General features: G+C 50.0%; 25 protein-coding genes and 1 riboswitch. Of the genes, 13 read left to right on the forward strand and 12 right to left on the reverse strand.

Annotation, left to right across the window (positions count from 1 at the left end; genetic code table 11):
• Together ABYP33_RS11530 and fliL are read right to left on the reverse strand one after the other, a co-directional pair.
• Positions 1-584: hypothetical protein (locus ABYP33_RS11530; RefSeq protein ID WP_373091074.1), on the reverse strand; the 584-nt coding region annotated here is incomplete at its 3' end.
• Positions 585-594: 10 nt separating this feature from the next.
• The gene (gene fliL, locus ABYP33_RS11535; protein ID WP_373091076.1) at positions 595-1,059 is read right to left on the reverse strand and encodes a flagellar basal body-associated protein FliL; all 465 of its coding nucleotides are present in this window, start codon (positions 1,057-1,059) and stop codon (positions 595-597) included.
• Between the two features lie 245 nt (positions 1,060-1,304).
• On the opposite strand from fliL, the gene ABYP33_RS11540 reads away from it, so the two are divergent.
• Entirely contained in the window at positions 1,305-1,583 is a 279-nt protein-coding gene (locus ABYP33_RS11540) for a peptidylprolyl isomerase (protein ID WP_373091078.1), read from the forward strand.
• Positions 1,584-1,877: 294 nt separating this feature from the next.
• Positions 1,878-2,213, forward strand: a complete 336-nt coding sequence (locus tag ABYP33_RS11545) for a hypothetical protein (protein ID WP_373091079.1) — start codon at positions 1,878-1,880, stop codon at positions 2,211-2,213.
• A gap of 99 nt (positions 2,214-2,312) precedes the next feature.
• Here ABYP33_RS11545 and oadA read toward each other — a convergent pair whose 3' ends face one another.
• Complete coding sequence (gene oadA / locus ABYP33_RS11550) at positions 2,313-4,127, reverse strand: sodium-extruding oxaloacetate decarboxylase subunit alpha (protein ID WP_373091080.1); 1,815 nt, start codon at positions 4,125-4,127, stop codon at positions 2,313-2,315.
• A 17-nt stretch (positions 4,128-4,144) separates the two neighbouring features.
• Positions 4,145-5,560, reverse strand: a complete 1,416-nt coding sequence (locus tag ABYP33_RS11555; RefSeq protein ID WP_373091081.1) for an acetyl-CoA carboxylase biotin carboxylase subunit — start codon at positions 5,558-5,560, stop codon at positions 4,145-4,147.
• Between the two features lie 192 nt (positions 5,561-5,752).
• Between ABYP33_RS11555 and ABYP33_RS11560 the strand changes: the two genes are divergently transcribed.
• The 4 genes from ABYP33_RS11560 to ABYP33_RS11575 all read left to right on the forward strand — a co-directional run bounded on the left by ABYP33_RS11560 (position 5,753) and on the right by ABYP33_RS11575 (position 9,635).
• The gene (locus tag ABYP33_RS11560; protein WP_373091082.1) at positions 5,753-6,658 is read left to right on the forward strand and encodes a LysR family transcriptional regulator; all 906 of its coding nucleotides are present in this window, start codon (positions 5,753-5,755) and stop codon (positions 6,656-6,658) included.
• 70 nt (positions 6,659-6,728) lie between these two features.
• Entirely contained in the window at positions 6,729-8,309 is a 1,581-nt protein-coding gene (locus ABYP33_RS11565) for a YbjQ family protein (RefSeq protein ID WP_373091083.1), read from the forward strand.
• Positions 8,309-8,785 (forward strand): YbjQ family protein, encoded by a 477-nt coding sequence (locus ABYP33_RS11570; RefSeq protein ID WP_373091084.1) that lies wholly within the window; start codon positions 8,309-8,311, stop codon positions 8,783-8,785. The genes ABYP33_RS11565 and ABYP33_RS11570 overlap by 1 nt, the downstream gene beginning before the upstream one ends.
• Position 8,786: 1 nt before the next feature.
• Entirely contained in the window at positions 8,787-9,635 is an 849-nt protein-coding gene (locus tag ABYP33_RS11575) for a M48 family metallopeptidase (protein ID WP_373091085.1), read from the forward strand.
• On the opposite strand, the gene ABYP33_RS11580 is transcribed toward ABYP33_RS11575, so the two are convergent.
• Positions 9,630-10,832, reverse strand: coding sequence for an MFS transporter (locus ABYP33_RS11580; RefSeq protein WP_373091087.1), 1,203 nt, complete (start codon positions 10,830-10,832; stop codon positions 9,630-9,632). The genes ABYP33_RS11575 and ABYP33_RS11580 overlap by 6 nt on opposite strands.
• A 253-nt stretch (positions 10,833-11,085) precedes the next feature.
• Here ABYP33_RS11580 and ABYP33_RS11585 point away from each other — a divergent pair, with 253 nt between their 5' ends.
• Both ABYP33_RS11585 and ABYP33_RS11590 read left to right on the forward strand, forming a co-directional pair.
• Positions 11,086-12,195 (forward strand): amidohydrolase family protein, encoded by a 1,110-nt coding sequence (locus ABYP33_RS11585; protein WP_373091089.1) that lies wholly within the window; start codon positions 11,086-11,088, stop codon positions 12,193-12,195.
• 198 nt (positions 12,196-12,393) lie between these two features.
• Positions 12,394-12,708 carry a helix-turn-helix domain-containing protein gene (locus tag ABYP33_RS11590; protein WP_368382353.1) on the forward strand — a complete coding sequence of 105 codons (315 nt, stop codon included), beginning with the start codon at positions 12,394-12,396 and terminating at the stop codon, positions 12,706-12,708.
• Here the strand turns inward: ABYP33_RS11590 and ABYP33_RS11595 are convergent.
• Entirely contained in the window at positions 12,705-13,040 is a 336-nt protein-coding gene (locus ABYP33_RS11595) for a type II toxin-antitoxin system RelE/ParE family toxin (RefSeq protein ID WP_373091092.1), read from the reverse strand. The two genes, ABYP33_RS11590 and ABYP33_RS11595, sit on opposite strands and share 4 nt — an antisense overlap.
• Positions 13,041-13,181: 141 nt before the next feature.
• Positions 13,182-13,856: a methyltransferase gene (locus ABYP33_RS11600; RefSeq protein ID WP_373091093.1), complete on the reverse strand. Its 675-nt coding sequence runs from the start codon at positions 13,854-13,856 to the stop codon at positions 13,182-13,184.
• Positions 13,857-13,915: 59 nt separating this feature from the next.
• Between ABYP33_RS11600 and ABYP33_RS11605 the strand changes: the two genes are divergently transcribed.
• Genes ABYP33_RS11605 through ABYP33_RS11620 form a run of 4 tightly spaced genes read left to right on the forward strand, consistent with a single transcriptional unit; the run spans position 13,916 to position 15,515 of the window.
• Positions 13,916-14,293 (forward strand): cereblon family protein, encoded by a 378-nt coding sequence (locus ABYP33_RS11605; protein WP_373091094.1) that lies wholly within the window; start codon positions 13,916-13,918, stop codon positions 14,291-14,293.
• A 51-nt stretch (positions 14,294-14,344) separates the two neighbouring features.
• Positions 14,345-15,031 carry a pseudouridine synthase gene (locus ABYP33_RS11610; protein WP_373091096.1) on the forward strand — a complete coding sequence of 229 codons (687 nt, stop codon included), beginning with the start codon at positions 14,345-14,347 and terminating at the stop codon, positions 15,029-15,031.
• Positions 15,032-15,085: 54 nt separating this feature from the next.
• Positions 15,086-15,259, forward strand: coding sequence for a BrnT family toxin (locus ABYP33_RS11615; RefSeq protein WP_373091097.1), 174 nt, complete (start codon positions 15,086-15,088; stop codon positions 15,257-15,259).
• The gene (locus ABYP33_RS11620; protein WP_373091098.1) at positions 15,246-15,515 is read left to right on the forward strand and encodes a BrnA antitoxin family protein; all 270 of its coding nucleotides are present in this window, start codon (positions 15,246-15,248) and stop codon (positions 15,513-15,515) included. The genes ABYP33_RS11615 and ABYP33_RS11620 overlap by 14 nt, the downstream gene beginning before the upstream one ends.
• A gap of 310 nt (positions 15,516-15,825) precedes the next feature.
• On the opposite strand, the gene ABYP33_RS11625 is transcribed toward ABYP33_RS11620, so the two are convergent.
• The 5 genes from ABYP33_RS11625 to ABYP33_RS11645 form a co-directional block, all read right to left on the reverse strand.
• Complete coding sequence (locus ABYP33_RS11625) at positions 15,826-16,050, reverse strand: CopG family antitoxin (RefSeq protein WP_373091100.1); 225 nt, start codon at positions 16,048-16,050, stop codon at positions 15,826-15,828.
• Positions 16,047-16,334 (reverse strand): BrnT family toxin, encoded by a 288-nt coding sequence (locus tag ABYP33_RS11630; RefSeq protein ID WP_373091102.1) that lies wholly within the window; start codon positions 16,332-16,334, stop codon positions 16,047-16,049. The genes ABYP33_RS11625 and ABYP33_RS11630 overlap by 4 nt, the downstream gene beginning before the upstream one ends.
• A 124-nt stretch (positions 16,335-16,458) precedes the next feature.
• Positions 16,459-16,830, reverse strand: a complete 372-nt coding sequence (locus ABYP33_RS11635) for a hypothetical protein (protein ID WP_373091104.1) — start codon at positions 16,828-16,830, stop codon at positions 16,459-16,461.
• Positions 16,831-17,247: 417 nt separating this feature from the next.
• The gene (locus ABYP33_RS11640) at positions 17,248-17,481 is read right to left on the reverse strand and encodes a nucleotidyl transferase AbiEii/AbiGii toxin family protein (protein ID WP_373091106.1); all 234 of its coding nucleotides are present in this window, start codon (positions 17,479-17,481) and stop codon (positions 17,248-17,250) included.
• Complete coding sequence (locus tag ABYP33_RS11645) at positions 17,478-18,248, reverse strand: type IV toxin-antitoxin system AbiEi family antitoxin (RefSeq protein WP_373091108.1); 771 nt, start codon at positions 18,246-18,248, stop codon at positions 17,478-17,480. Before ABYP33_RS11645 ends, ABYP33_RS11640 begins: the two co-directional genes overlap by 4 nt.
• A gap of 381 nt (positions 18,249-18,629) precedes the next feature.
• Positions 18,630-18,895, forward strand: a riboswitch (cobalamin riboswitch).
• A 138-nt stretch (positions 18,896-19,033) separates the two neighbouring features.
• Between ABYP33_RS11645 and ABYP33_RS11650 the strand changes: the two genes are divergently transcribed.
• A partial coding sequence (locus ABYP33_RS11650; RefSeq protein WP_373091110.1) for a cobaltochelatase subunit CobN occupies positions 19,034-20,044 on the forward strand: 1,011 nt, incomplete at its 3' end.

Consider the following 20,044-nt stretch of genomic DNA (forward strand, 5'->3'; position numbering starts at 1 on the left):
ATATTAATTGTAAATCGGGTGGCAACTAAGGAATCTGCTTCGCTAATGGTGTCGAGCATGCGCGGGTCGTTGTATTGCGCGGCAATTGTCGGATCAGTTTTTATTACCGACTTCCAGGCACTGGCAATATCCGGGAGCAAAGCGGTGTTAAGCATTTCCATGAAACTGAATTCAGATACCGACAAGGTTTCGCGGTCACCCTGCTGACTTGCGCCAGAACCGCCAAAGTAACGATCAACCAACTGAAAAACCAACTCAGATTCAAAAGCCAAAAACAAGCTGGCACTCATTGGTAGGCCCTGCACCACAGATAAACTGCAAGGCGCAGATAAGGTGTTCACCATTTCGTCAAACTTCATCACGGTGATTTTATCGGTCTGAACCGAACTCACCGCCGCGACAAACTCCTGCATTCGATCTTTGGTCGCATTGGCAAACTGCGACTGAATCAGCGACAACGCAGGAATAAGGCGTTGCACGGCGTAATCTTGACGAGCGAGATTATACTTGCCCTTACCTGGGCCATTGTCTTCCTCGCCAGCCATAAGCGCCTCGAGTTCTTCCGGATCGAGTACGTCACTCACATTGGCAACCTCATTGCACGACGAACTTGGTAAAGTACACAGCGTCGATGCCGCCTTTACCAGATTCCGTCTTTAAAACGTCGTTAATCACCGCCATCGCTTCTTCTTGAATTTTCTGGCGTTGTTCTACGGTGGCAATTGCCTCGCGATCTAACTTGCTAAGAAACAAAAGCAAATCATTACGAATTCGCGGTTCATATTGCTCTACCCGACTAAAAGTATCATCTCGACGCGACATTAATTCAATTTCAATCATCAAAAAGCGCATGCTGCGCTCATTCTGCAAATTCACAACAAAGGAAGGCGACAGGCTGTAATACTCCGGCGCTTTCAGGGCTGGAGCAGCCGCTACCGCAGCTTCACCGTCAGCTGCGGGCATCGGCGGCGCAGTGCTCTTCATAAACCACCAGGTTCCGCCGACCGCTGCCAGCAGTAAAACAAGCACACCCACAATTAAAATAATCTTTGATTTCATACGTTATGATCCAAAATCTGCATACAGAGAAAACATAGCTGCTATACGAGTTATAGCAAGCCCCATGCCAAAGAAAATTATACTTAAAAATCAAAAGCTTAATATAGATACAAATCCTTACGACAAAACTTTGGCGCCCGCCGGCTTAAAACAACCAAAATTTAAACAACAATATCAACCTCTCTCCAACAACTAGGCTCTTGGTTGCTGCTATAATTCATCAAACATATTAAGGAGATCGTTTAATGACCGTTGCTTCAGCACGCCACATACTGGTTAAAACCGAACAAGAAGCGAAAGATATTAAAGCTAAAATTGCTAAAGGCGGCGATTTTGGTGAATTGGCCAAAAAGCATTCCGATTGCCCTTCCGGCAAACGGGGTGGCGACCTCGGCGAATTTCGCCCCGGCCAAATGGTAAAGCCCTTTGACGACGTGGTTTTTAAAGAAGCCGTCTTAGAAGTACACGGCCCTGTTAAAACCCAGTTTGGTTACCACTTAATTCAGACTATTTACCGCAACTAAGCCGTATTGAGTCAGTAGTAATTTAAATGCCCCAAAGGCTGTGTGCCAACGGGGCAAATAAACTGGCCACTGCCCCTCCTCTTAAACACAAATCAAAATTCAATACCCATTACATCACACGCATTCCTACTACGGAGTATATCGACGTCGCTTAGGCGCCCAAGCACTATAAATTACAGGCGTAAACATCCACGCCTAACTTTCCCAAGCCTAGATTCGACAGTAGCATGCTGATCGAGTACCTAAGGATTTTCGTACGCTTTCATGTATCTTAAAAAATCTGAGGCTGCTGGTATGAAAAATTTTATTGTTGAAAGCTACGAACTGGTGATGGATAGCAGTAAGAACCCCCTTCGCCATCTCGATCTCGCGTCACAGCACTACACTATGCAGGTTCTCGCATGGATGTGGAGCATGGTGTTTTCACTGAGTTTCTTGTCTATATTCTATTTTCATTATGTATGGCTAGGCCACTTGCTAGTATTGGGTGGCGTCTGTTTCACGGTAGGTGTGTTCCGCTCCGCAGAGAATACTCGCCTGCAACTAGCCTCGGCACAAGGCGTGGCTGTTTCAAAAGAAACCTACAGTCATGCCTCTGCCTGCACTTGGAAGCTAGATAAGGAAGCGTAAACACTGCATTTTAATAGCAAAAGCCCCGGTATGTTTTACCAAAAAGCGTAAACATACGAGGGCTTAAACTATTTTAGCGGTGTTAAAAAATTGCCGCGCTTATTCCGCTATTATCTCAATAAGCACCTCACCCGGTGTTACGCGGTCGCCCTTCTTCACAAAAATATCAACAACCTTACCGGCAATAGGGGCCTGTACCTCAGCTTCCATTTTCATAGCCTCGGTAACCAATACCGCCTGCCCCAGTTTAACCACGTCACCAACCGCAACCAGTACTTCCACAATATTGCCTGGCATATTGGTGCTCACGTGGCCTGGCTTGCTGGCAGCGCCACGACCTCCACCGCCCTCAGCCTTGTATTCATTCAAGGCCTCGAACACGACTTCTTCCGGCATGCCATCTAAGGTCATGTAAATATGGCGTTTGCCTGTACCTTTGACGCCCACACCGGTAATCGCCACCTGATAGCTTTCACCGTGCACATCAATCACAAACTCGGTTGGAGCGCCACCGTCCGATACCGGGCGCGAACCGCCACTACCAATCGGCTCTAAGACCTCAGGCGTGAGGGTGCCCGCTTCGCGTTCAGTAAGGAATGCCCGCCCCAGATCAGGGAACATGGCAAAGGTCAGAACGTCTTCCTCAGACTTAGCTAAAGCGCCAACATCTGCGCGCAATTTGCTCAGTTCCGGCGGCAAAAGATCTGCTGGGCGCACATCAATCACATCTTCGCTGCCAATTGCCAGCGCCCGCAATTTTTTGTCTACCGGCGCCGGTGCGGCGCCGTAGTGGCCCTGCAAATAGCGCTTAACCTCATTAGTGATGGTGGTATAGCGTTTGTCGGCAAGAATATTCATTACCGCCTGGGTGCCAACAATTTGCGAGGTTGGCGTTACCAGTGGCGGGTAGCCGAGGTCTTTACGCACCGCGGGGATTTCTGCAAACACATCGCCAATGCGGTGTAAGGCGCCCTGCTCTTTTAACTGGTTCGCCAAGTTCGACATCATGCCGCCGGGTACTTGATTGACCTGTACGCTAACGTCTTCGCGGGTAAATTCGCTTTCAAACTGGTGGTATTTCTTGCGAACCTCCCACAGCTGGCTCGCAATATTTTGCAGAGCGGGCAAATCTAATCCGCTATCGCGCGGTGTGCCTTTAAGGGCCGCCACCATGGTTTCGGTCGCGGGGTGGCTGGTGCCATTGGCAAAGGCCGACATTGCGGTATCGATAATATCGATGCCCGCCTCAACGGCCTTGAGCTGGCACAAGCCCGCCAAACCCGAGGTCATATGGGAGTGTAATGCCAGCGGTACTTTTACTTCGAGTTTAAGCGCCGCAATCAACTCTGAAGTGGCCGTGGGCGTAAGCAAGCCAGCCATGTCTTTTATCGCAATGGAGTCCACCCCCATATTGACCATGTCGAGTGCTTGCTGCACAAATTTGGCAGTAGTGTGAACGGGACTGGTGGTGTAGCAAATGGTGCCCTGGGCGTGCTTACCCGATTTTTTAACAGCAGCCACCGCCGTTTCTAAATTGCGTACATCGTTCATAGCGTCAAACAACCGGAAAATATCCATGCCGTTGTCAGCGGATTTTTGAATAAAGGCCTCTACCACATCGTCGGCGTAGTGGCGGTAACCCAGCAGGTTTTGACCCCGCACCAGCATTTGCAATTTGGTATTGGGCAGCGCCTCGCGCAGCTTGCGCAAACGCTCCCACGGATCTTCTTTTAAGAAGCGCACACAGGCGTCAAAGGTTGCACCGCCCCACACTTCCAGTGACCAGTAACCAATGGCGTCTAGCTCCGCGCAAACCGGCAGCATGTCTTCGGTACGCAGGCGCGTGGCAATCAGTGACTGGTGGCCATCGCGCAAGGCAACATCGGTGATTAGAACAGGTTTAACTTGGCTCATGATCAATATCCTTTGCGTTATAGGCCAGCGTGGGCGGCAATTGCCGCGGCCACGGCGAGGGCAATATCCTCTGGGCGGGTTTTGTCAGAGTACTGGGTAAGCTCGGGATGGCTTTCAACAAAGCTGGTATCGAAATTACCGGCACGAAAATCCGGGTGTTTCAAAATTTGTTGGTAATAGGTCGCGGTGGTTTTTACGCCCTGCAGACGCATATCGTTCAGCGCCCGAGATCCGCGATTTAAGACCTCTTCCCAAGTCAGGCCCCACACAATCAATTTTAAGCACATTGAGTCGAAATACGGCGGAATGGTGTAGCCCGTATAAATAGCGGTATCAACCCGCACCCCGGGGCCACCCGGCGCGTAGTAACGGCTGATTTTGCCAAAGCTGGGCAAAAATTCGTTTTTAGGGTCTTCGGCGTTAATGCGAAATTGCAGGGCGTAACCGCGATAAGAAATGTCTTGCTGACGGTAGGCCAAAGGCAAGCCCGAGGCGATGCGAATCTGCTCGCGCACCACATCTACGCCGGTAATTTGCTCCGTAATAGTGTGCTCTACCTGTACCCGGGTATTCATTTCCATGAAATAGATTTGATTGTCGGCCAGCAAAAACTCCACCGTACCGGCATTTTCATACCCCACTGCTTCGGCGGCGCGCACCGACATATCGCCGATATACGCGCGCTGTTCTGGGGTTAACTGTGGCGACGGCGCGATTTCAATCAGCTTCTGATTACGGCGCTGAATCGAACAATCCCGCTCAAACAGGTGAATCACATTACCGTGGCTATCGGCCAGAATTTGGGCTTCGATATGACGGGGATTAACAATGCACTTCTCCATAAATACATCGGCGCGACCAAAGGCCTTGGTCGCCTCGGACACCACGCGATCGTATTGACGGCGTAAATCTGCCTCGCTGTCGCAGCGGCGTATTCCGCGACCGCCGCCCCCCGAGGTGGCCTTGAGCATAACGGGATAGCCAATGGTTTTAGCAAAACTCACCGCTTCTTCAACATCGACGAGATTGCCATCGGTGCCCGGCGTAACCGGCACGCCAGCGGCCGTCATGGCCCGCCGCGCCTCGGTTTTATCGCCCATGCGCCTAATGACTTCAGCGCTAGGACCAATAAAGGTAATACCGCGCTCGGCACAGACATCAGCTAATTCCGCATTTTCTGACAGGAAGCCGTACCCGGGATGCAAGCCATCACAGCCCGTCTCTACGGCAAGCGCGACTAATCTCCTCGGGTTCAAATAGCCTTCTAAGGGATCGGCGCCAATATTGTAGGCCTCATCTGCACGCTTTACGTGCAAAGCAAAACGATCTGGCTCGGTGTAGATCGCTGCCGAACGTATGCCCATTTCAGCACAAGCCCGGACAATACGCACCGCGATTTCACCGCGATTGGCAATCAGGATTTTTTTCAACATAGCTGAACTCCCTATCGGGGAAGAATCCCCCCTAAGCTTGTCTTGCAAGCGCCCAAATAAACACTGCAAAGCAATACACCTAGACTTGTATGCAGCCACCGTACCGAAAAAGCGCTAGAATAAAAAATTAATATTTGTATTACTCAGTATAAGAAATAGCTTATACCTAGATGTTAGCACTCGGGAATTTTGATGGACGTCAGTTATTTAAACCGCCTCACCCTGCGTCAATTAGACGTATTCTTGGCCGTGTGCCAGCATCGCAGCTATTCCAAGGCCGCACTGCAACTGGCCCTGACACAACCTGCCGTCAGCTCTCAGATCCGCAGCTTAGAAGAAGTGGTCGGCCAAGTCCTATTTGATTATTTAGGCAAGCAGCTGTTTTTAACCAGTGCCGGTGACCTTATGCTCCGCGCCGCCAGAGACCTAAAACAGCGCTTGGTACACCTTGAAATAGAATTAACTGAGCTTCATGGCCGTTTACAGGGCAGCCTTAATATCGCCATTGAATCCAGCGCCGAATATTTGTTGCCGGCATATATCAACGAATTCTGCGCACTGCACCCAGACGTTAACATTAGCCTGCACGTCGTTAATCACCAGCGCTTGCTGGAGCGCCTTGACGACAATCTCGACGACCTTGCGATAATGACCCAGGTACCCGAGGGCCGGGCACTGATCTACACCCCATTTGCCGAACACCAACTGGTGGTTGTCACCCACCCCCATCACCCGCTCACAAACAACACGGCTGTCAGCTTAATTGAATTACTGGAATACCCGGCGCTAATTCGCGAGCCAGGCTCAGGCACTCGGCAAATTTTAGAAAACTTCTGCCGTCAACACGGCTGCATTATTCAACGTCGTCGACAGATGGGCAGCAATCAGGCCATAAAAATGGCCCTGGCCAGCCCACACCATTTTGCCGTGCTGCCGCAAGCCATGGTTGCTCACGAGATTGCAGCACAGCAACTAAGTACTATTGCCATTACCGGCTTCCCGATTCGACGCTCCTGGTGCACGGTCTACCCAAGGGGCAAGCACCTAAACCCACTTACCAAGGCCTTTCACGACTTTCTTCACCAACACAATATTTAGGGCTCAAACAACATTGCCAGCCCGTCACGCCTCCCCTAAGCTCTTAGCCAAAGGAATGCGGGATTTGTAAATGGACAAGGAAATCAAACCGGTAACGGCGCTGCTGATTATTCTCCTCTTCGTCGCGCCCATTGCGGTGCGCTACTGGGCTGGCGACGAACACACGCTTGCCAAAGTCGGTGTCTATTTTCTTCAGGAAGATACCCGAGGCCAACTCAGCTTACAAGCAGACCACCTCTTAGTTAGCGTGACCGACCACGGCGCTCATGAAGCCGTTTTTGACTTCACCCCCTTTATGAACACGCCAGGCACTGCCGACATCATGGGCAATATCGCCTATTTCGCGAACAACGACGTACTACTCAGGCTCGGTTCGGCCGACTACGGCCCAGACAGCTATTTAAGCTTGGCTAGCAGCCCAAATGCTGACGCTGAAGCCTTGCGCCGCAGACTGAGCGACACCAGCAGCAGCCCTGCGCCATTACTGCGCTGCGACCTCAAATCCAAACGCTGCCAAAACTTCCACAGCATTCAGGCGCCGTGGCGCTACCGCGTCTATATCGACACCACCAACGACAACGTGTATTTAACCGAAGGCACCACCCACAACGTTCGCGCGTTCAGCGACACGGGCCAGGCGCTCGGCAGCATCGAACAAGGCATACTCTTCCCCAAGCGCATCCGCCCTTATAAAGACGGGCTTTACCTTGTCGACACCAATCACCGCAGCCTGCACTTTTTAAATAAAGCCAGTCACTTCAGCGACACCAAGCATCAGCTTAAATTTGAGCGCGATACCGAGGACAACCGCCGGTGGTTAGTCGATGCCGTTTATTTCGACACCCAGTGGTGGTTAATTTTGGCAGGCGATGGCATGCGTAACACCGCGCTCTACCGCGCCAATGAAGACGGCAAAATACTCAGTAAAATCCCGCTTAGTCCGGCAGCAGAGCCTTTCGATTTATTGGTATACCAGGGCCACCTACTGGTTAGCGACCTGCACAGCGGCGCGGTTTACCAGCTAAGCCAGCACGGCGAGCTTATTAACACTATCCACTCCCCAGCCATCGCCAATTACTTTGCAGAATTAGCCGCAAGCCGCGCTTACTACCAAAATATCATTCATCTCTGCCACCTCGCCCTCGGTCTATTCCTTGTTTGCGGCATTGTCAGCGCAACCATCATTGCTCGTCGCCACCGCCAAGCCAACCCCAAATTGGGTTATGATCCCAGCGCGCTACCCGCTTATTTAAACCCGCGACAAGCGCTCTACCAACCAAGCGCTAATCCAGAATCTGTCTATTCACGCAAGGAAACCGCAATGAGTAATTTTTTAATCAGCAATATCGAAATCATTCCCGGCAAAAAAGTCACTCAACACCTTGGCCTCGTTATGGGTAGCACGGTGAGAGCTAAACATGCGGGCAAAGACTTTATGGCCGGACTAAAGAATATTTTTGGTGGCGAGTTAGGCGGTTATACCGAATTATTGTCTGAGGCCCGCACCGAGGCCACCGAGCGCATGACCGAACAAGCCAAGGCCATTGGCGGCAACGCGGTTATCAATGTGCGCTACTCCACCTCCTCAATTACCGCAGGCGCCTCCGAAATTTTGGCCTACGGCACTGCGGTTTTTCTTGAGGACAAATAATGGAAGCCCTCTTTCAAATTGGTATTTTTGCCCTATTGCTCGGCCTTGGCTTTATCTTCGGTCGCCGCGCAGAAGCAAAACACTATAAAAGCATCTTCGCCCGAGAAGACGCCCTACGCGGCGTAATTGTATCGACAGACCGCTTCCCGCCGGTTGAGTTTATGAACCACCACTCGGGCTTAGTCAGCGGCAATGTGGTGATCTCAGTCGATTATTTCAAAGTCGTCTCCGCTGGCCTGCGGGGCATTGTTGGCGGCCGTATACGCAGCTACGAGACCCTGCTCGACCGCGCCCGCCGCGAGGCTTTACTACGTATGCAGGAGCAAGCACATGCCGCTGGTGCCGAGGCCATTATCAACACAAAGATCGAAACCAGCCGCATATCCGGCAATGGCAATAAAGGCATCGCCTCGGTTGAAGTACTCGCCTATGGCACCGCATTAATCCCCCAACCCGCCAAAACAGGCTTAGGCTGAGATGCCCTTTGCCAAGCAAAATCCCAAAATTCCCGAGGGTATTAACACCTCGAGCGATAACCCCTTAAAGGAATTCACTATTCTGCTCGGCGGAATACTGCTCGTCATTTGCGCCATTGCTGCCCTGCTGCTGATATTTTCACATCAATTGGCACCACACATTCCCTTTCGCTACGAACAAGCCTTAGTCAATAAATTTAGCGAACTCACCAGCGACAATAACAGCACTGAACAGACGATGATCGACGCCGAGCTTGCGCTCCAAAAACTCGGCCAGCAGCTCGCCAAGAATTCGGCGCTAGCACCCGACATAGAACTGCATTTCCACCTACTCGATGAGCCCGATGTACCCAACGCCTTTGCCACCTTGGGCGGCCATATTTTTGTCACCACCGGTTTGCTGCGCGAAGTGCCTTCAGAAAATGCCCTGGCCATGGTGCTCGCTCATGAAATTGCCCACATCAAATTTCGCCACCCCGCCCAATCTATTAGTGGCGGCCTATTAGTGCAGTTATTCTTAAGCATAGTGACCGGCCAAAATGCCGTCGCGCTGCAAGGCACGGTGCAACAAGCGGGCATCATGACCGTGCTCGGCTTTAGCCGAAAAATGGAAACCGCCGCCGACCGTGCAGCCCTCGACACCTTAGAGCAGCACTACGGCCACTTGGCTGACGCCGAAGTCTTCTTTGAAAAGATTTTAGCCAAGCACCAACAAGCCAGTTGGCAGGTAATATTCGCCAGCCACCCCGATATGCAGCAGCGTATTGAACAGATTAAAAAGCGGACTCAAAAGTCTAAAACAGCAGCCACTAAGGCACTAGACCCAAGGCTCAGCTACGAAAATTTATAAACTCGCGGCAACAAGTGATCGCTTCCTTGTGATATAGCCCAAGAAAGCCAGCCCCAGCAACCAAAAAACCGAAATACTGAGCGCAGTTTTCAACACCCCTCCCCACTGATAATTGAACAGAATCCAGCCAGCAGAAAACGCTGCAATCGCCTGCGCGCTAATCACGCTAAATTCATTCACAGCTTGCGCTTTAAAGCGTTCATCCCCTTCGTAGGTCTCAGGGAGTAAAGCGGTGGCGGTCATAAATAATAGATTCCAGCCAAGACCAAGCAGTACCAGCGCCCACCAGTAATGCATTACCTCCTGCCCACTAAAGGCCACCGCAATCACCGCCAAATAGCAGCTCAAACCCGCAACTATTAGACTCAATCGCAGGCCCTTTTTAAGTAATTTCCCGGTAAGCAGTGAAGGCAAAAACATCGCAACAATATGCGACTGAATAACAATCGTTGCATGATTAAAACTGTGACCGCTCATCTCAACCATGCTGAGTGGTGTTGCGGTCATCACCAGCGACATAACCGCATAGCCGGTGGCCGCTGTACCCGCCGCCAAAATAAAGCTGGGTTGTTTAATAATACTCAGCAGTGAGCGCTCAGCCGACACCTTTTTGGCCTCAGCCACGCCCCGCTCTTGATAAATACACATAATAACGAAGGCGATCACCAGCAAGATTGCCAGCAACAAAAACGACCCTGCATAGCCCTGCGGCGAGGCGATAAGGTCACGCCCCAAGGCGCCAAATTGCGGACCAATAAAACCGCCCAGCAAACTGGCCAATAGCGCTAAGGTCAGGCCGTCTGCCTGTTGTTTTGGATTCTGCGCATTTTCAATAATGATAAAGCGGCCCTGCTGGGTAAACGCAAGATTAAAGCCAAAGCAGAGGGTGGCAAAAATAAACAATAAAAAATTCGCCTGCACCGTTGCTAGCAGCGCACAAAGCGCCCCGCAAAAGGCGATAAAGATACTGAGCAGAAAGCCCTTCTTGCGGCCAACTTTACGCATAATCATTGCGGCTGGAACCGTAGACACCGCCGTAGCAATAATAAAGCTCGCCATCGGCAAAGTTGCCAGTGAGGCGCTTGGCGCCAAACTGCTACCGAGCAAACCGCTGACCAACACCATTAACGACGAAGTCGCCATACACAGGGAGCTAACAATCGCCATTAAGTAAATATTTTTGGGTAGCTCAAACATGCCGCGCGCCTTGATCGAAACCTTTAAGAGGAAATGAATAATATCGGCGATAAGCCCGTCCGTCTCTGGGTTTATTAGGATTATTTGCCCATTAGCGCTATCGCTTGCCCCACCGCACCCGTATTCCCAATAGCCGTCATTCTGCACTTGATTCAGAATCCAACACATCTCCAAAAAGCCCGCTCATCTCACCAACTGAACCCCGCCGCCCCAAACCTGTCTGAATGCAGGTCCTATCGCGCAAGGGAATGGAATGCATCAGTTACATAAACATCTCCTCGCCACGAGCTTAGCCTTAGCAGGCTCGGTATCTCTGGCAGTCTATAGTCCAGTGGCCAGCGCTGAAACCGACAGAAAAGCGCAAAATATCAACACATCTAAACACCGTTACAGCGACGCCCATCTACATATTGTTGATTTTTTCCAAGAGGGTGAGCCGCTTTCTAAACTGATTACCGCCATGGACAAGGGCAAGATTGACCACGCGATGATTAGCGGTATTCCGCTGATGAAAAAATGGCATGAAGACGAGCCTAAGCGGCCCCGCTACTACGCCGGTGACGACGCGGGTATGTACTGGTTTAGCGCCACCGACAGCTATGTTGCGGAGGCCTACCGCAAACTTCCTAAACAAGATCGCGCGCGCCTGCATCCTTTTTTATGCGGTTTTAATCCCACCGACAAAAACGCCGATAAGCACCTGCGCCAAATGCTAGAGACCTACCCCGACGTTTGGCAGGGTATTGGCGAGGTATTAACCCGCCACGATGACTTAACCGCCCTAACCCAAGACGATACGCCCCGCGCCAATAACGAGGCTATGTATCGAGTTTATCGTGTGGCGGCGGAGTTTAAGTTACCGGTGCTGCTGCACAGCAACATCACCTCAAAGCACGAGCGCAATCCGCTGTATGTTGGCGAAATTGAAGACGCCCTGGCCGCCCACCCCGATGTGAATTTTATCCGGGCCCACGCGGGCACCAGCGCCACATTACACCGCTACCAAGACAAGCTCGATTTTTTATTACCCGCGCTGAGCAAGCTACTTGCCGCCCACGATAATTTATATATCGATCTGTCATGGGCAGTGCTCACGCCCTATTTGCTCGACAAAAACCAAGAGGCCGCCGACGACTGGGTGGCCTTAATTAATAAATACCCCAAACGCTTTATGATTGGCTCCGACGGCTTGGGTAGCTATAACAAAATCGCGGCAAACCTAGACGAATATGCGCCGTTTTTAGACGCGCTAAATAAAGACGCCGCCCAAAGCGTAGCGCGGGATAATTTTATCGCCCTGCTACCCAAAAAATCGGTTCGCAAAATATTGGCTAACGCCCACCAAGATACAGATTCACTTTAGAGAATACGCCAGATTCAAATAGGGCCTATCCCAGAGCGGCTTCGACGTGGCCAACACTAATATCACCAAATAAAATATTGTTACTTTTCATGATCTTAGAGCGACTCGATAGATTATATAAAATTTTAGATGATCAGCGCTTGCTAGTTATCTAAAATTTTATATAATCCAAGAGTAATCCAATATTCGAGGTGCACTATGGCACTCAAATTCTACGACAGCCCATTTCATGTAAACCATGACAATGAAGTCGCCAGCAAAATGGCGATGAAAATGGATTTATCCATCATGTTATCTCGCTTAATCAAAGAGCAAGGCTGGACTCAGCAAGAGGCTGCTAACAAGTTAAACATCAAGCAATCTAGGGTGTCCGATTTGATCAATGCGAAAATTGAGAAATTCACCATTGATGCAATGTTTGATCTCTTAGATGCATTAGGTTTTAAAGCTCAGATGTCGATGCCAACATTAGATGAGGCATCCATCGCTATCTCCAGAAACCAAGCTGCTTAAGCCGATCTCAATTCAGATTTCAAATCTTTTAAGCGTTGCTCAGCTAGCTTCATTGCTTTTCGGTCAACGCCATTTGTTGTTTTGGTAAACGAGTGCAGGACGATAACGGTCTCTAAATACTTTGCTATATAAACGCATCTGAACGCGGGGCTGCCATTGATTTTAAGTTCAACAACCCCTGCACCAATACCACTTAAGTGTTCAATCGCTAACTCTGGAGCTTGGTCATACTGAATCCGACGCAAGTCTTTTCCAAATTCATCTTGGATATCGTGAGGTAAATCTTTGTACTCACGTTCTGCAGCTTCGTTTACGAAGGCAAATTTCTTCACGGTTCATCCCTTGAATAATTAAACGAGCATCCTGCTCAATCGTAAGTATAAATTATAATCAGCTAGTAGAAACTCGCCAAGCCTCCGCAGCGGATTCTGCATTGCTCTACTCGCCTAAAAAATCGCTTAGCAAATTATCGGCTAACGCCCGCCAAGATACAGATTCACTTTAGAAAACTCGTCAGATTCCGCCAAATCCGGCACGGTGGTGGCGCGTTGATACGCCAACCAGTTGTAACCCTCAAACTGAAAATTCCGTACCCGCGAATCGGCAATAAGCACTTGGGGCGCCCGCGCTAGAAATGCCGGTAATAGCGGAAAATTGCTCTTATCGTATAAAACGTCTGCTACCAAGATCAGATCGTATTGTTCGTTACTGGCAAAGAAATCGTCGCTGTACTCAAGCTCCATGCCATTCAATTCGGCATTGGCGCGGCTGGCCAAAATGGCATCGGGGTCGAGGTCGCAGGCAATCACCGAGGCCGCGCCGGCCAATTTGGCGGCGATTCCCGCCACCCCCGAGCCACTGCCAAAATCCAATATGCGTTTGCCCTGGACAAGGTGGGGATTATCAAATATATAACGCGCCAGCACTTGGCCGCTGGCCCAGCAAAACACCCAATAGGCGGGGTAATTCATAATGCGCTGGGTTTGCTCGGGGCTCAGGTCTTGCTGGGGATAGTCGGCACTGAGCAGCCACAACTTCATCTCTGGCACCTCGGGCAAAGCGGTGCTCGCCAGCAGCGCATTGGGGATGTATTCCTGTAATCGTAGCGCGAGGATCTCGCAATCCGTCGCCGAAGATGCTTGCCGCAAAGCGCATTTCCTTCTATGTTAGAGCTGTGTGTGATGGCGATATTTTAGCGGAGTGTGCTATGAGTGGCCTACCAATAAAGCAATTAGTTCACGATGTTCTGCTGCAGGTTTACGAGGCAGACCAACAGCAACTTATTTACTGTCAGGACTGCCAGCGACCAGTCACGGCCGAGAATTATAGGGTACAGGTGCAAGGCGAACACCAACATCATTTTGTCAATCCCGACGGCGTGGTATTTGAGCTAAGCTGCTTTCAGGCGGCGCCGGGCTTGATTATTGCCGGTAAAGCTACCGACCATTACTGCTGGTTTCAGGGCTTTAAATGGCAGTACGCCCACTGCGAGTACTGCACCACCCAGCTGGGCTGGTATTACGAGAACGCCTTGAGCGAATCCTTTTTTGCCTTGATCTCTGGCTATTTACGCGCCGGAAAATAAGCGGCATATTCCGGTATACTGGCTGCCAACTCTCTGTAATCAGCCAATCTAATGAGCGCCAGCCCAGAAAACCCCAATGCCGATTTTATTGTGCCCTATTGCGAAGAGGCCATCGGCTATTTGCATTGCGACGATGACCTGCTCATTATCAACAAGCCCGCTGGCCTGCTATCGGTGCCGGGCCGCCACCCCGACAACAAAGACTGCTTAATTAGCCGCGTTGCCGAGCAATACCCCGACGCCACCATTGTTCACCGCCTAGATATGTCCACCTCGGGCCTAATGATTATTGCCCTACACAAAGACAGCCACCGCGCCCTCAGCCGTTTATTCCAAAACCGGAAAATCGAGAAAGAATACCAAGCCGTAGTCTACGGCGAGCTTGCCAGTATTGAGGGTTTTATCGACTTACCGCTGGCCTGCGACTGGCCCAATCGCCCCCGCCAAGAACTCAATTTTGATTACGGCAAAAAAGCCCAAACCCATTACCTGCGCCAAGGCATTACTGAAGACGGCCACAGCCAAATACTGTTAACGCCTATAACCGGCCGCTCCCACCAATTGCGGGTACACACCGCCAGCATTGGCCACCCCATTTTAGGCTGCGAGTTTTACGCCCACCCTGCTGCCAAGGCCGCCGCAGATCGGCTGTTACTGCACGCCTCGCGTTTGTGCTTTACGCACCCCTACACTGGCGAAATACTGGATATTCAGCACAGCGCCGAATTTATCGATTAAAGCCTACAATGAGCATTTTGGCGTGCTTATGGTAAAAATCAGGTGGGACACTTTATGCTTGACGACAAACATAGCCGAAAGGAAACTAGATACCACGCCTACGGTAAAACCAATGATGGCAGAAAGTTGCACATCACCTTTACCCTCAGGGAAACCGACACGCTTATACGTGTAATTTCCGCCCGGGATATGCACCGGAAGGAGAAAATGTTTTATGACAAAGCTTAAGAAAATACCGGACTTTAAATCAGAGCAGAAAGAATGCGAGTTTTGGGAAAACCATGACTCAAGCGAATACTTGGATTTGAGCAAAGCTGAGCGAGCGATCCTTCCAAACCTGAAGCCCTCAACAAAAACCATTTCTTTGCGGCTACCTGAAGGCTTACTGGATAGCATCAAGGTTGAGGCCAATAAAAGAGACATGCCGTATCAATCTCTCATCAAGGCTTGGCTCGCCAAAGAAGTTCAAGAAAACCGCCGGTAACGATTTGCGCTAACAGCTAACAAGGCTGTAGAAAAATCCTGAAATTGATAATTTTTGAAATTTTGCGTTTCCGGCCATTTCCCCTACCGTCATAAATGGATGCTAACGGAGGCACTTCTAGTCGACTGTTAGCAATCCCGGCAACATCAACATACATTTTATTTAACTTTTTCGATTTCGGCGCTCATATCGCTTTATTTTTTTCTTCGTCACGAATTTGGCGAACATCCTACAAGCTCAACGCCCACATAAAAGACGCGCCGTCAGGTGCGTCCAGCGTAACGAAGTGACGCGGTTTTTGATGTATTTGTTAAGGCTTTTCTTGCCACGATATATCAATTTCACGATGATGGGCCACACAATCACGAAGATAAAGATTTATTAGGCTTTGATAAGGGACATCCTTTTTCTCTGCCATACTTTTGAAGTACTCAACCACATCCTCACTCAGCCGCATAGTAACGGGCTTCTTAAGCTTAGATGCATAAGGGTTCTTGCGTGACTTCATTTTTGATAGATCGTATTCAGATTTCATTGGGCACCACCAGAGTAAAATTTTGATTCCTTCTTCGTAGCTTTACGTGCAGAAATGATTCGAATTGATTCTCCAGATCTTCGCTCACAATGACACACCATCAAAATACGTAGGTCATTGCTTAGGCCAAGCATAAGAAAGCGCTTTTCTTGACGGGATTCATCAGTATCATCGAATTGGATGGCAAACTCATCATAGAAAACGGATCTAGCCTCCTCGAAGGAGACACCATGCTTTCTTAGATTGGATCGGGCCTTTTCAGGGTCCCATTCGAACTTTATCATATGTACATTGTATGTACGAAAGCGCTGAAGTCAAGAGCCTTAACGCCGCCAGCAGGCGCGTAAAAACCATAGCGAAGCGACGGTTTTTACGTCGCTCTGCCTGGCTTTGTTAAGCGGTATTGAACTAGCCAAATGCCTTAACTCCTGATGCAGCTCCAATACAAAAACAAAAAAGAGAGATAACTGAACTTAGAATTGCCATGTTGAGCCAACCCGTATGCTTTGGATTCACGGGGCGATTCATATTTTCTTGGTGCAATGCAAGCTGAGTGAGGTACGCGAAAATGTGCGCAATGCCACCAAGAAAAACGCCGGCCAAGAAAAATCCCAATGATTCACTGACATCTTCAAGCTTGCAAGAGGAATCCGCTGTTGCACCCACAAGTGTAAGAAGTGCTACCGCTGCGCCCCCATTTGCAAACAGGGTAAATCTCAGAGCGCTTGTCGATATTTGAATCATCGACCTATAGGTTTCTTCTTCGTGCCAATCGCTCATATGCTTTTTCGCTTAACAGTGAATTCAATTTCGTTGCGTTTTATAACTCGTGTACGTAGCGAACCTAAGCCTTGAGGTAATTAAGCAGGATTATTCTATTTAAATCAGGGTGGTAGTAAGTCTGAAATGATTTTTCCATTTGCGTGCATCCTGCATTTGATGTGGAATCCCTTGGCTCTGATCATAATCACTTCTAAATAAAAATCAATTGCTTAAGTGAATTGCATCGGAATTAGTGAGCGTAATGCTGTTAAATACGGGTTTGGCCGCTAATATGAACTACACACAGCGGCGCAGACTAGACTCGCCCAACAAACCACGCCCTACGGTATTCACCTCAATTTTAATTAGGACACCATCGGCATCGAGCTGGAGCTTACAAATATTTGGTTTGTGCTCAACGCTTATTGTCCGGCGCTATCCCTCTATGCGCGCTTTAATATTTAATAAAGCGTCATTTATCGCCGCCAATGATTCCGATCTGTCTGCAATCTCGATATACATTAAATCAATATCCACCGATAACCTTGGCATATCCCGCACAAACAGATTAATCGCTGTGCCGCCATGCTTGGCAAAACAAGCTTCTTTTGCCACTTCGGGTAAGACATCAAGAAGAAGTCTAAGCTGAGGCTTATATAATTCATTCACTCGGCCACCTCTAGCTCTTTCGGTACCGTTATCTGGTATTTTGGAACATAGGTGCCGCCTTTTATGATCGCACGCTTACCGCTGCCAAGGTCGATACGCTCAAGATCCAAATAACTGAGCCACTGATGACCTGCCTTTTCTGCTAAATAAAGAAATAGGCGTTTCACTTTTATGGAAGTGCAGGCTTCCATCAACTGCTGAACCGAAGTCGGTCGTAAATTATTCAAGCCGTCCATCAGCTCATAGACTTCCAATAGCGGTTGCGTGTTTGGGGCCAAGTAAAGGCACTCCATTATTGCCCTAGCAGGGCTCGATACCTTAATGCTGAAGTTTTTATGATCGAAATCAACCAACCCCAGCGCCGCTGGCAAAAAAGATGTCTGCTGGGTACTCATCGTGACACCCCAATCCCTTTTTTTAAACCACAGTGGCGGCGCATCGCCTGCTGCCGCAAAGAGCTGTATGGACTTGGCGGAAAGCGAAAGATAGTGCGACTTACCCTGAAGCGCTAAGGCCGTTTTAGCCGCCGGATGTACCGACAAGCCTAACTGGGCTTGAAGCGCATAAACGCCACCCAAGTAATCCACCTCGTCGCCATGGCGCGCTAACGCTCCAGTCCCGATAGAATCAAACCAGCCACTTTTTCTGTACTGCTTTAGTAGCTCCGGACTGTAACCCTCCTGCGTCAGCCACGCGACCGCCAAAGCCGTACCTGCAGGCTGACGACTGAGCAATTGGTTTATTTTTGATATTTTTTGGGTATTCATAAAACCAATATATGTAAAATTATAAACTTGGGCAATAAAGATGGTTTATAATTTATCCTATTTACGTGCAATTAATACCTAAATAACATTAATTTTAAACCGGCAATAGGCATAACTCTGGAACTGAAAGCTGACCAAGCAGATACGAAACGCACATAGAACGTCCGCTAAATTGACTTTCCAGCCGACTTATCGCTAAACATTTTGCCATGCTATGCGTAAAACGACGGACTAAAATGAAGACTCAGGGCATAATCCAAATTTTTGGCCAACATCGGTTTCACATGCTTGACCAGTTTATGAGTGAACCAACAAACTCCGCTCGGCGTAATCAGCCAACAATGCAGGCTAAACCTTGACTCCCCACCCCCAGCGCGTATCCTTGGCGCCGATGTTTCAGGTGCTTGCGTCGCATAATCACTGCGCGCAGCTTAAACGGGAAACAGGTGCGCTGCGTTCAATTTGTAAACCAGCAATGCCTGTACTGCCCCCGCAACGGTAAACAGAGAACACTATTCCGTCAGACCACTGAGGTGCTGACAGCCACTGCGTAAATCGTGGGAAGGCGAATAGTTGCTATAAATAGCACTGCGTAATTCATACGCACTCTGTGAGTCCGGAGACCGGCCCGAAACCCAAGAATAGAACGTGGCGGGGTGTCACACCAGATTCGCTTTTTGGCGCAGAGCCAAAGCTAAAACCACAGCCTGCCAAGCCCCCTGCCCGCGTTTTATTCCCACCTTGTTCAATAGCCGTATGCGGGCGAGCTACGGCGGGGAAATGCTATGTCTGGCCGTATTCAAAATCTAGTCCGAAATCTATTTGCCTTACTCCTGCTGTTTAACGCCACCAGTGCAATGGCGATGAATATCACCGCGATTGTCTCTGACCGCTCAGCACCTACCCTGATAGCAGGTGCTCACCAGCTGCTAGAACAACGCCAAGATTTAACAATTCAAATTCGCACCGTGCAACAAATTAGCAGCCTGAGCGACGAGGAGCTACAAGCGCTTATCAGCCGCAGCGACCGGCTTTTATTCGTGGCGATATTTGGCGAAGACGTGCCGCGTTTATTGGCCATGAATTACCCCGCCCAGCAGCTGCGTACGGTATTGCACAGCGACCGCGCCCTAATGCCGCTGCAACGGGATCGTCACGGTGAGATATTTAGTCAGGGTCTGCCAGAGGATATTCTTGGCGACAAAGCTGGCGTGCAAACCGCAGCAGCGCTAGCCGAAAGCCAAAAGCATGCGCCCCGCTACGCCGACTGGTTACAAGCCCGCGCCTACTGGCTAAACCGCTCGGTGAACAATGCCGCCAGCCTCTTGCAAATGCTGGCCAACAGCAGCGCAGAATATCCCAGCCTAGAAGAAGTTGCGCCCCTGCGTTTTGCCCTGCACCACGGCGATGACGGCGACTGGCTCAGTGCCGCCGAGTTAAATGCTCAACTCAAGCCCGCACAGCGCACTGTGTGGATTATCGACCACGACACCGCCGACTTAAGCGGCGACTGGGCCTTGCACCAGCAGCTTTGCGCAGCGCAAGCATGGCAGTGTGTTTCGGTGTTGGCGGCTTGGGGCCAGCCCAGTGTCACGGCGTTAAAAGCCATTCAAACCGCCATGCGTGGCCCGCTTAAAAATAGCCCTGCGGCCATTATTGCCCTGCAAGATTTTGTGATTGGCGGCGGCGAGGGTCGCGAAGCAGTGACCGCGATTTTAGAAGAACTCAAGTTGCCAATATTAAAAGGCATTCGCATCAGTGAGTGGTCTAGCGCCCAGTGGCAGCTCTCTGCCGAG

Source organism: Zhongshania sp., from assembly GCF_041584495.1.
Taxonomy (GTDB): Bacteria; Pseudomonadota; Gammaproteobacteria; order Pseudomonadales; family Spongiibacteraceae; genus Spongiibacter.

Bases quoted from the DNA above. Each gene is read 5' to 3' on its own strand.
- ABYP33_RS11570 (WP_373091084.1), top strand. From the start codon at position 8,309: ATGGAAGCCCTCTTTCAAATTGGTATTTTTGCCCTATTGCTCGGCCTT.
- ABYP33_RS11635 (WP_373091104.1), bottom strand. From the start codon at position 16,830: ATGAGCGATTGGCACGAAGAAGAAACCTATAGGTCGATGATTCAAATA.
- ABYP33_RS11580 (WP_373091087.1), bottom strand. From the start codon at position 10,832: ATGTTTGAGCTACCCAAAAATATTTACTTAATGGCGATTGTTAGCTCC.
- ABYP33_RS11545 (WP_373091079.1), top strand. From the start codon at position 1,878: ATGAAAAATTTTATTGTTGAAAGCTACGAACTGGTGATGGATAGCAGT.
- ABYP33_RS11575 (WP_373091085.1), top strand. From the start codon at position 8,787: ATGCCCTTTGCCAAGCAAAATCCCAAAATTCCCGAGGGTATTAACACC.
- oadA (WP_373091080.1), bottom strand. From the start codon at position 4,127: ATGAGCCAAGTTAAACCTGTTCTAATCACCGATGTTGCCTTGCGCGAT.
- ABYP33_RS11555 (WP_373091081.1), bottom strand. From the start codon at position 5,560: ATGTTGAAAAAAATCCTGATTGCCAATCGCGGTGAAATCGCGGTGCGT.
- ABYP33_RS11625 (WP_373091100.1), bottom strand. From the start codon at position 16,050: ATGAAATCTGAATACGATCTATCAAAAATGAAGTCACGCAAGAACCCT.
- ABYP33_RS11620 (WP_373091098.1), top strand. From the start codon at position 15,246: ATGACAAAGCTTAAGAAAATACCGGACTTTAAATCAGAGCAGAAAGAA.
- ABYP33_RS11615 (WP_373091097.1), top strand. From the start codon at position 15,086: ATGCTTGACGACAAACATAGCCGAAAGGAAACTAGATACCACGCCTAC.
- ABYP33_RS11590 (WP_368382353.1), top strand. From the start codon at position 12,394: ATGGCACTCAAATTCTACGACAGCCCATTTCATGTAAACCATGACAAT.
- fliL (WP_373091076.1), bottom strand. From the start codon at position 1,059: ATGAAATCAAAGATTATTTTAATTGTGGGTGTGCTTGTTTTACTGCTG.
- ABYP33_RS11630 (WP_373091102.1), bottom strand. From the start codon at position 16,334: ATGATAAAGTTCGAATGGGACCCTGAAAAGGCCCGATCCAATCTAAGA.
- ABYP33_RS11645 (WP_373091108.1), bottom strand. From the start codon at position 18,248: ATGAATACCCAAAAAATATCAAAAATAAACCAATTGCTCAGTCGTCAG.
- ABYP33_RS11565 (WP_373091083.1), top strand. From the start codon at position 6,729: ATGGACAAGGAAATCAAACCGGTAACGGCGCTGCTGATTATTCTCCTC.
- ABYP33_RS11560 (WP_373091082.1), top strand. From the start codon at position 5,753: ATGGACGTCAGTTATTTAAACCGCCTCACCCTGCGTCAATTAGACGTA.
- ABYP33_RS11585 (WP_373091089.1), top strand. From the start codon at position 11,086: ATGCATCAGTTACATAAACATCTCCTCGCCACGAGCTTAGCCTTAGCA.
- ABYP33_RS11605 (WP_373091094.1), top strand. From the start codon at position 13,916: ATGAGTGGCCTACCAATAAAGCAATTAGTTCACGATGTTCTGCTGCAG.
- ABYP33_RS11540 (WP_373091078.1), top strand. From the start codon at position 1,305: ATGACCGTTGCTTCAGCACGCCACATACTGGTTAAAACCGAACAAGAA.
- ABYP33_RS11610 (WP_373091096.1), top strand. From the start codon at position 14,345: ATGAGCGCCAGCCCAGAAAACCCCAATGCCGATTTTATTGTGCCCTAT.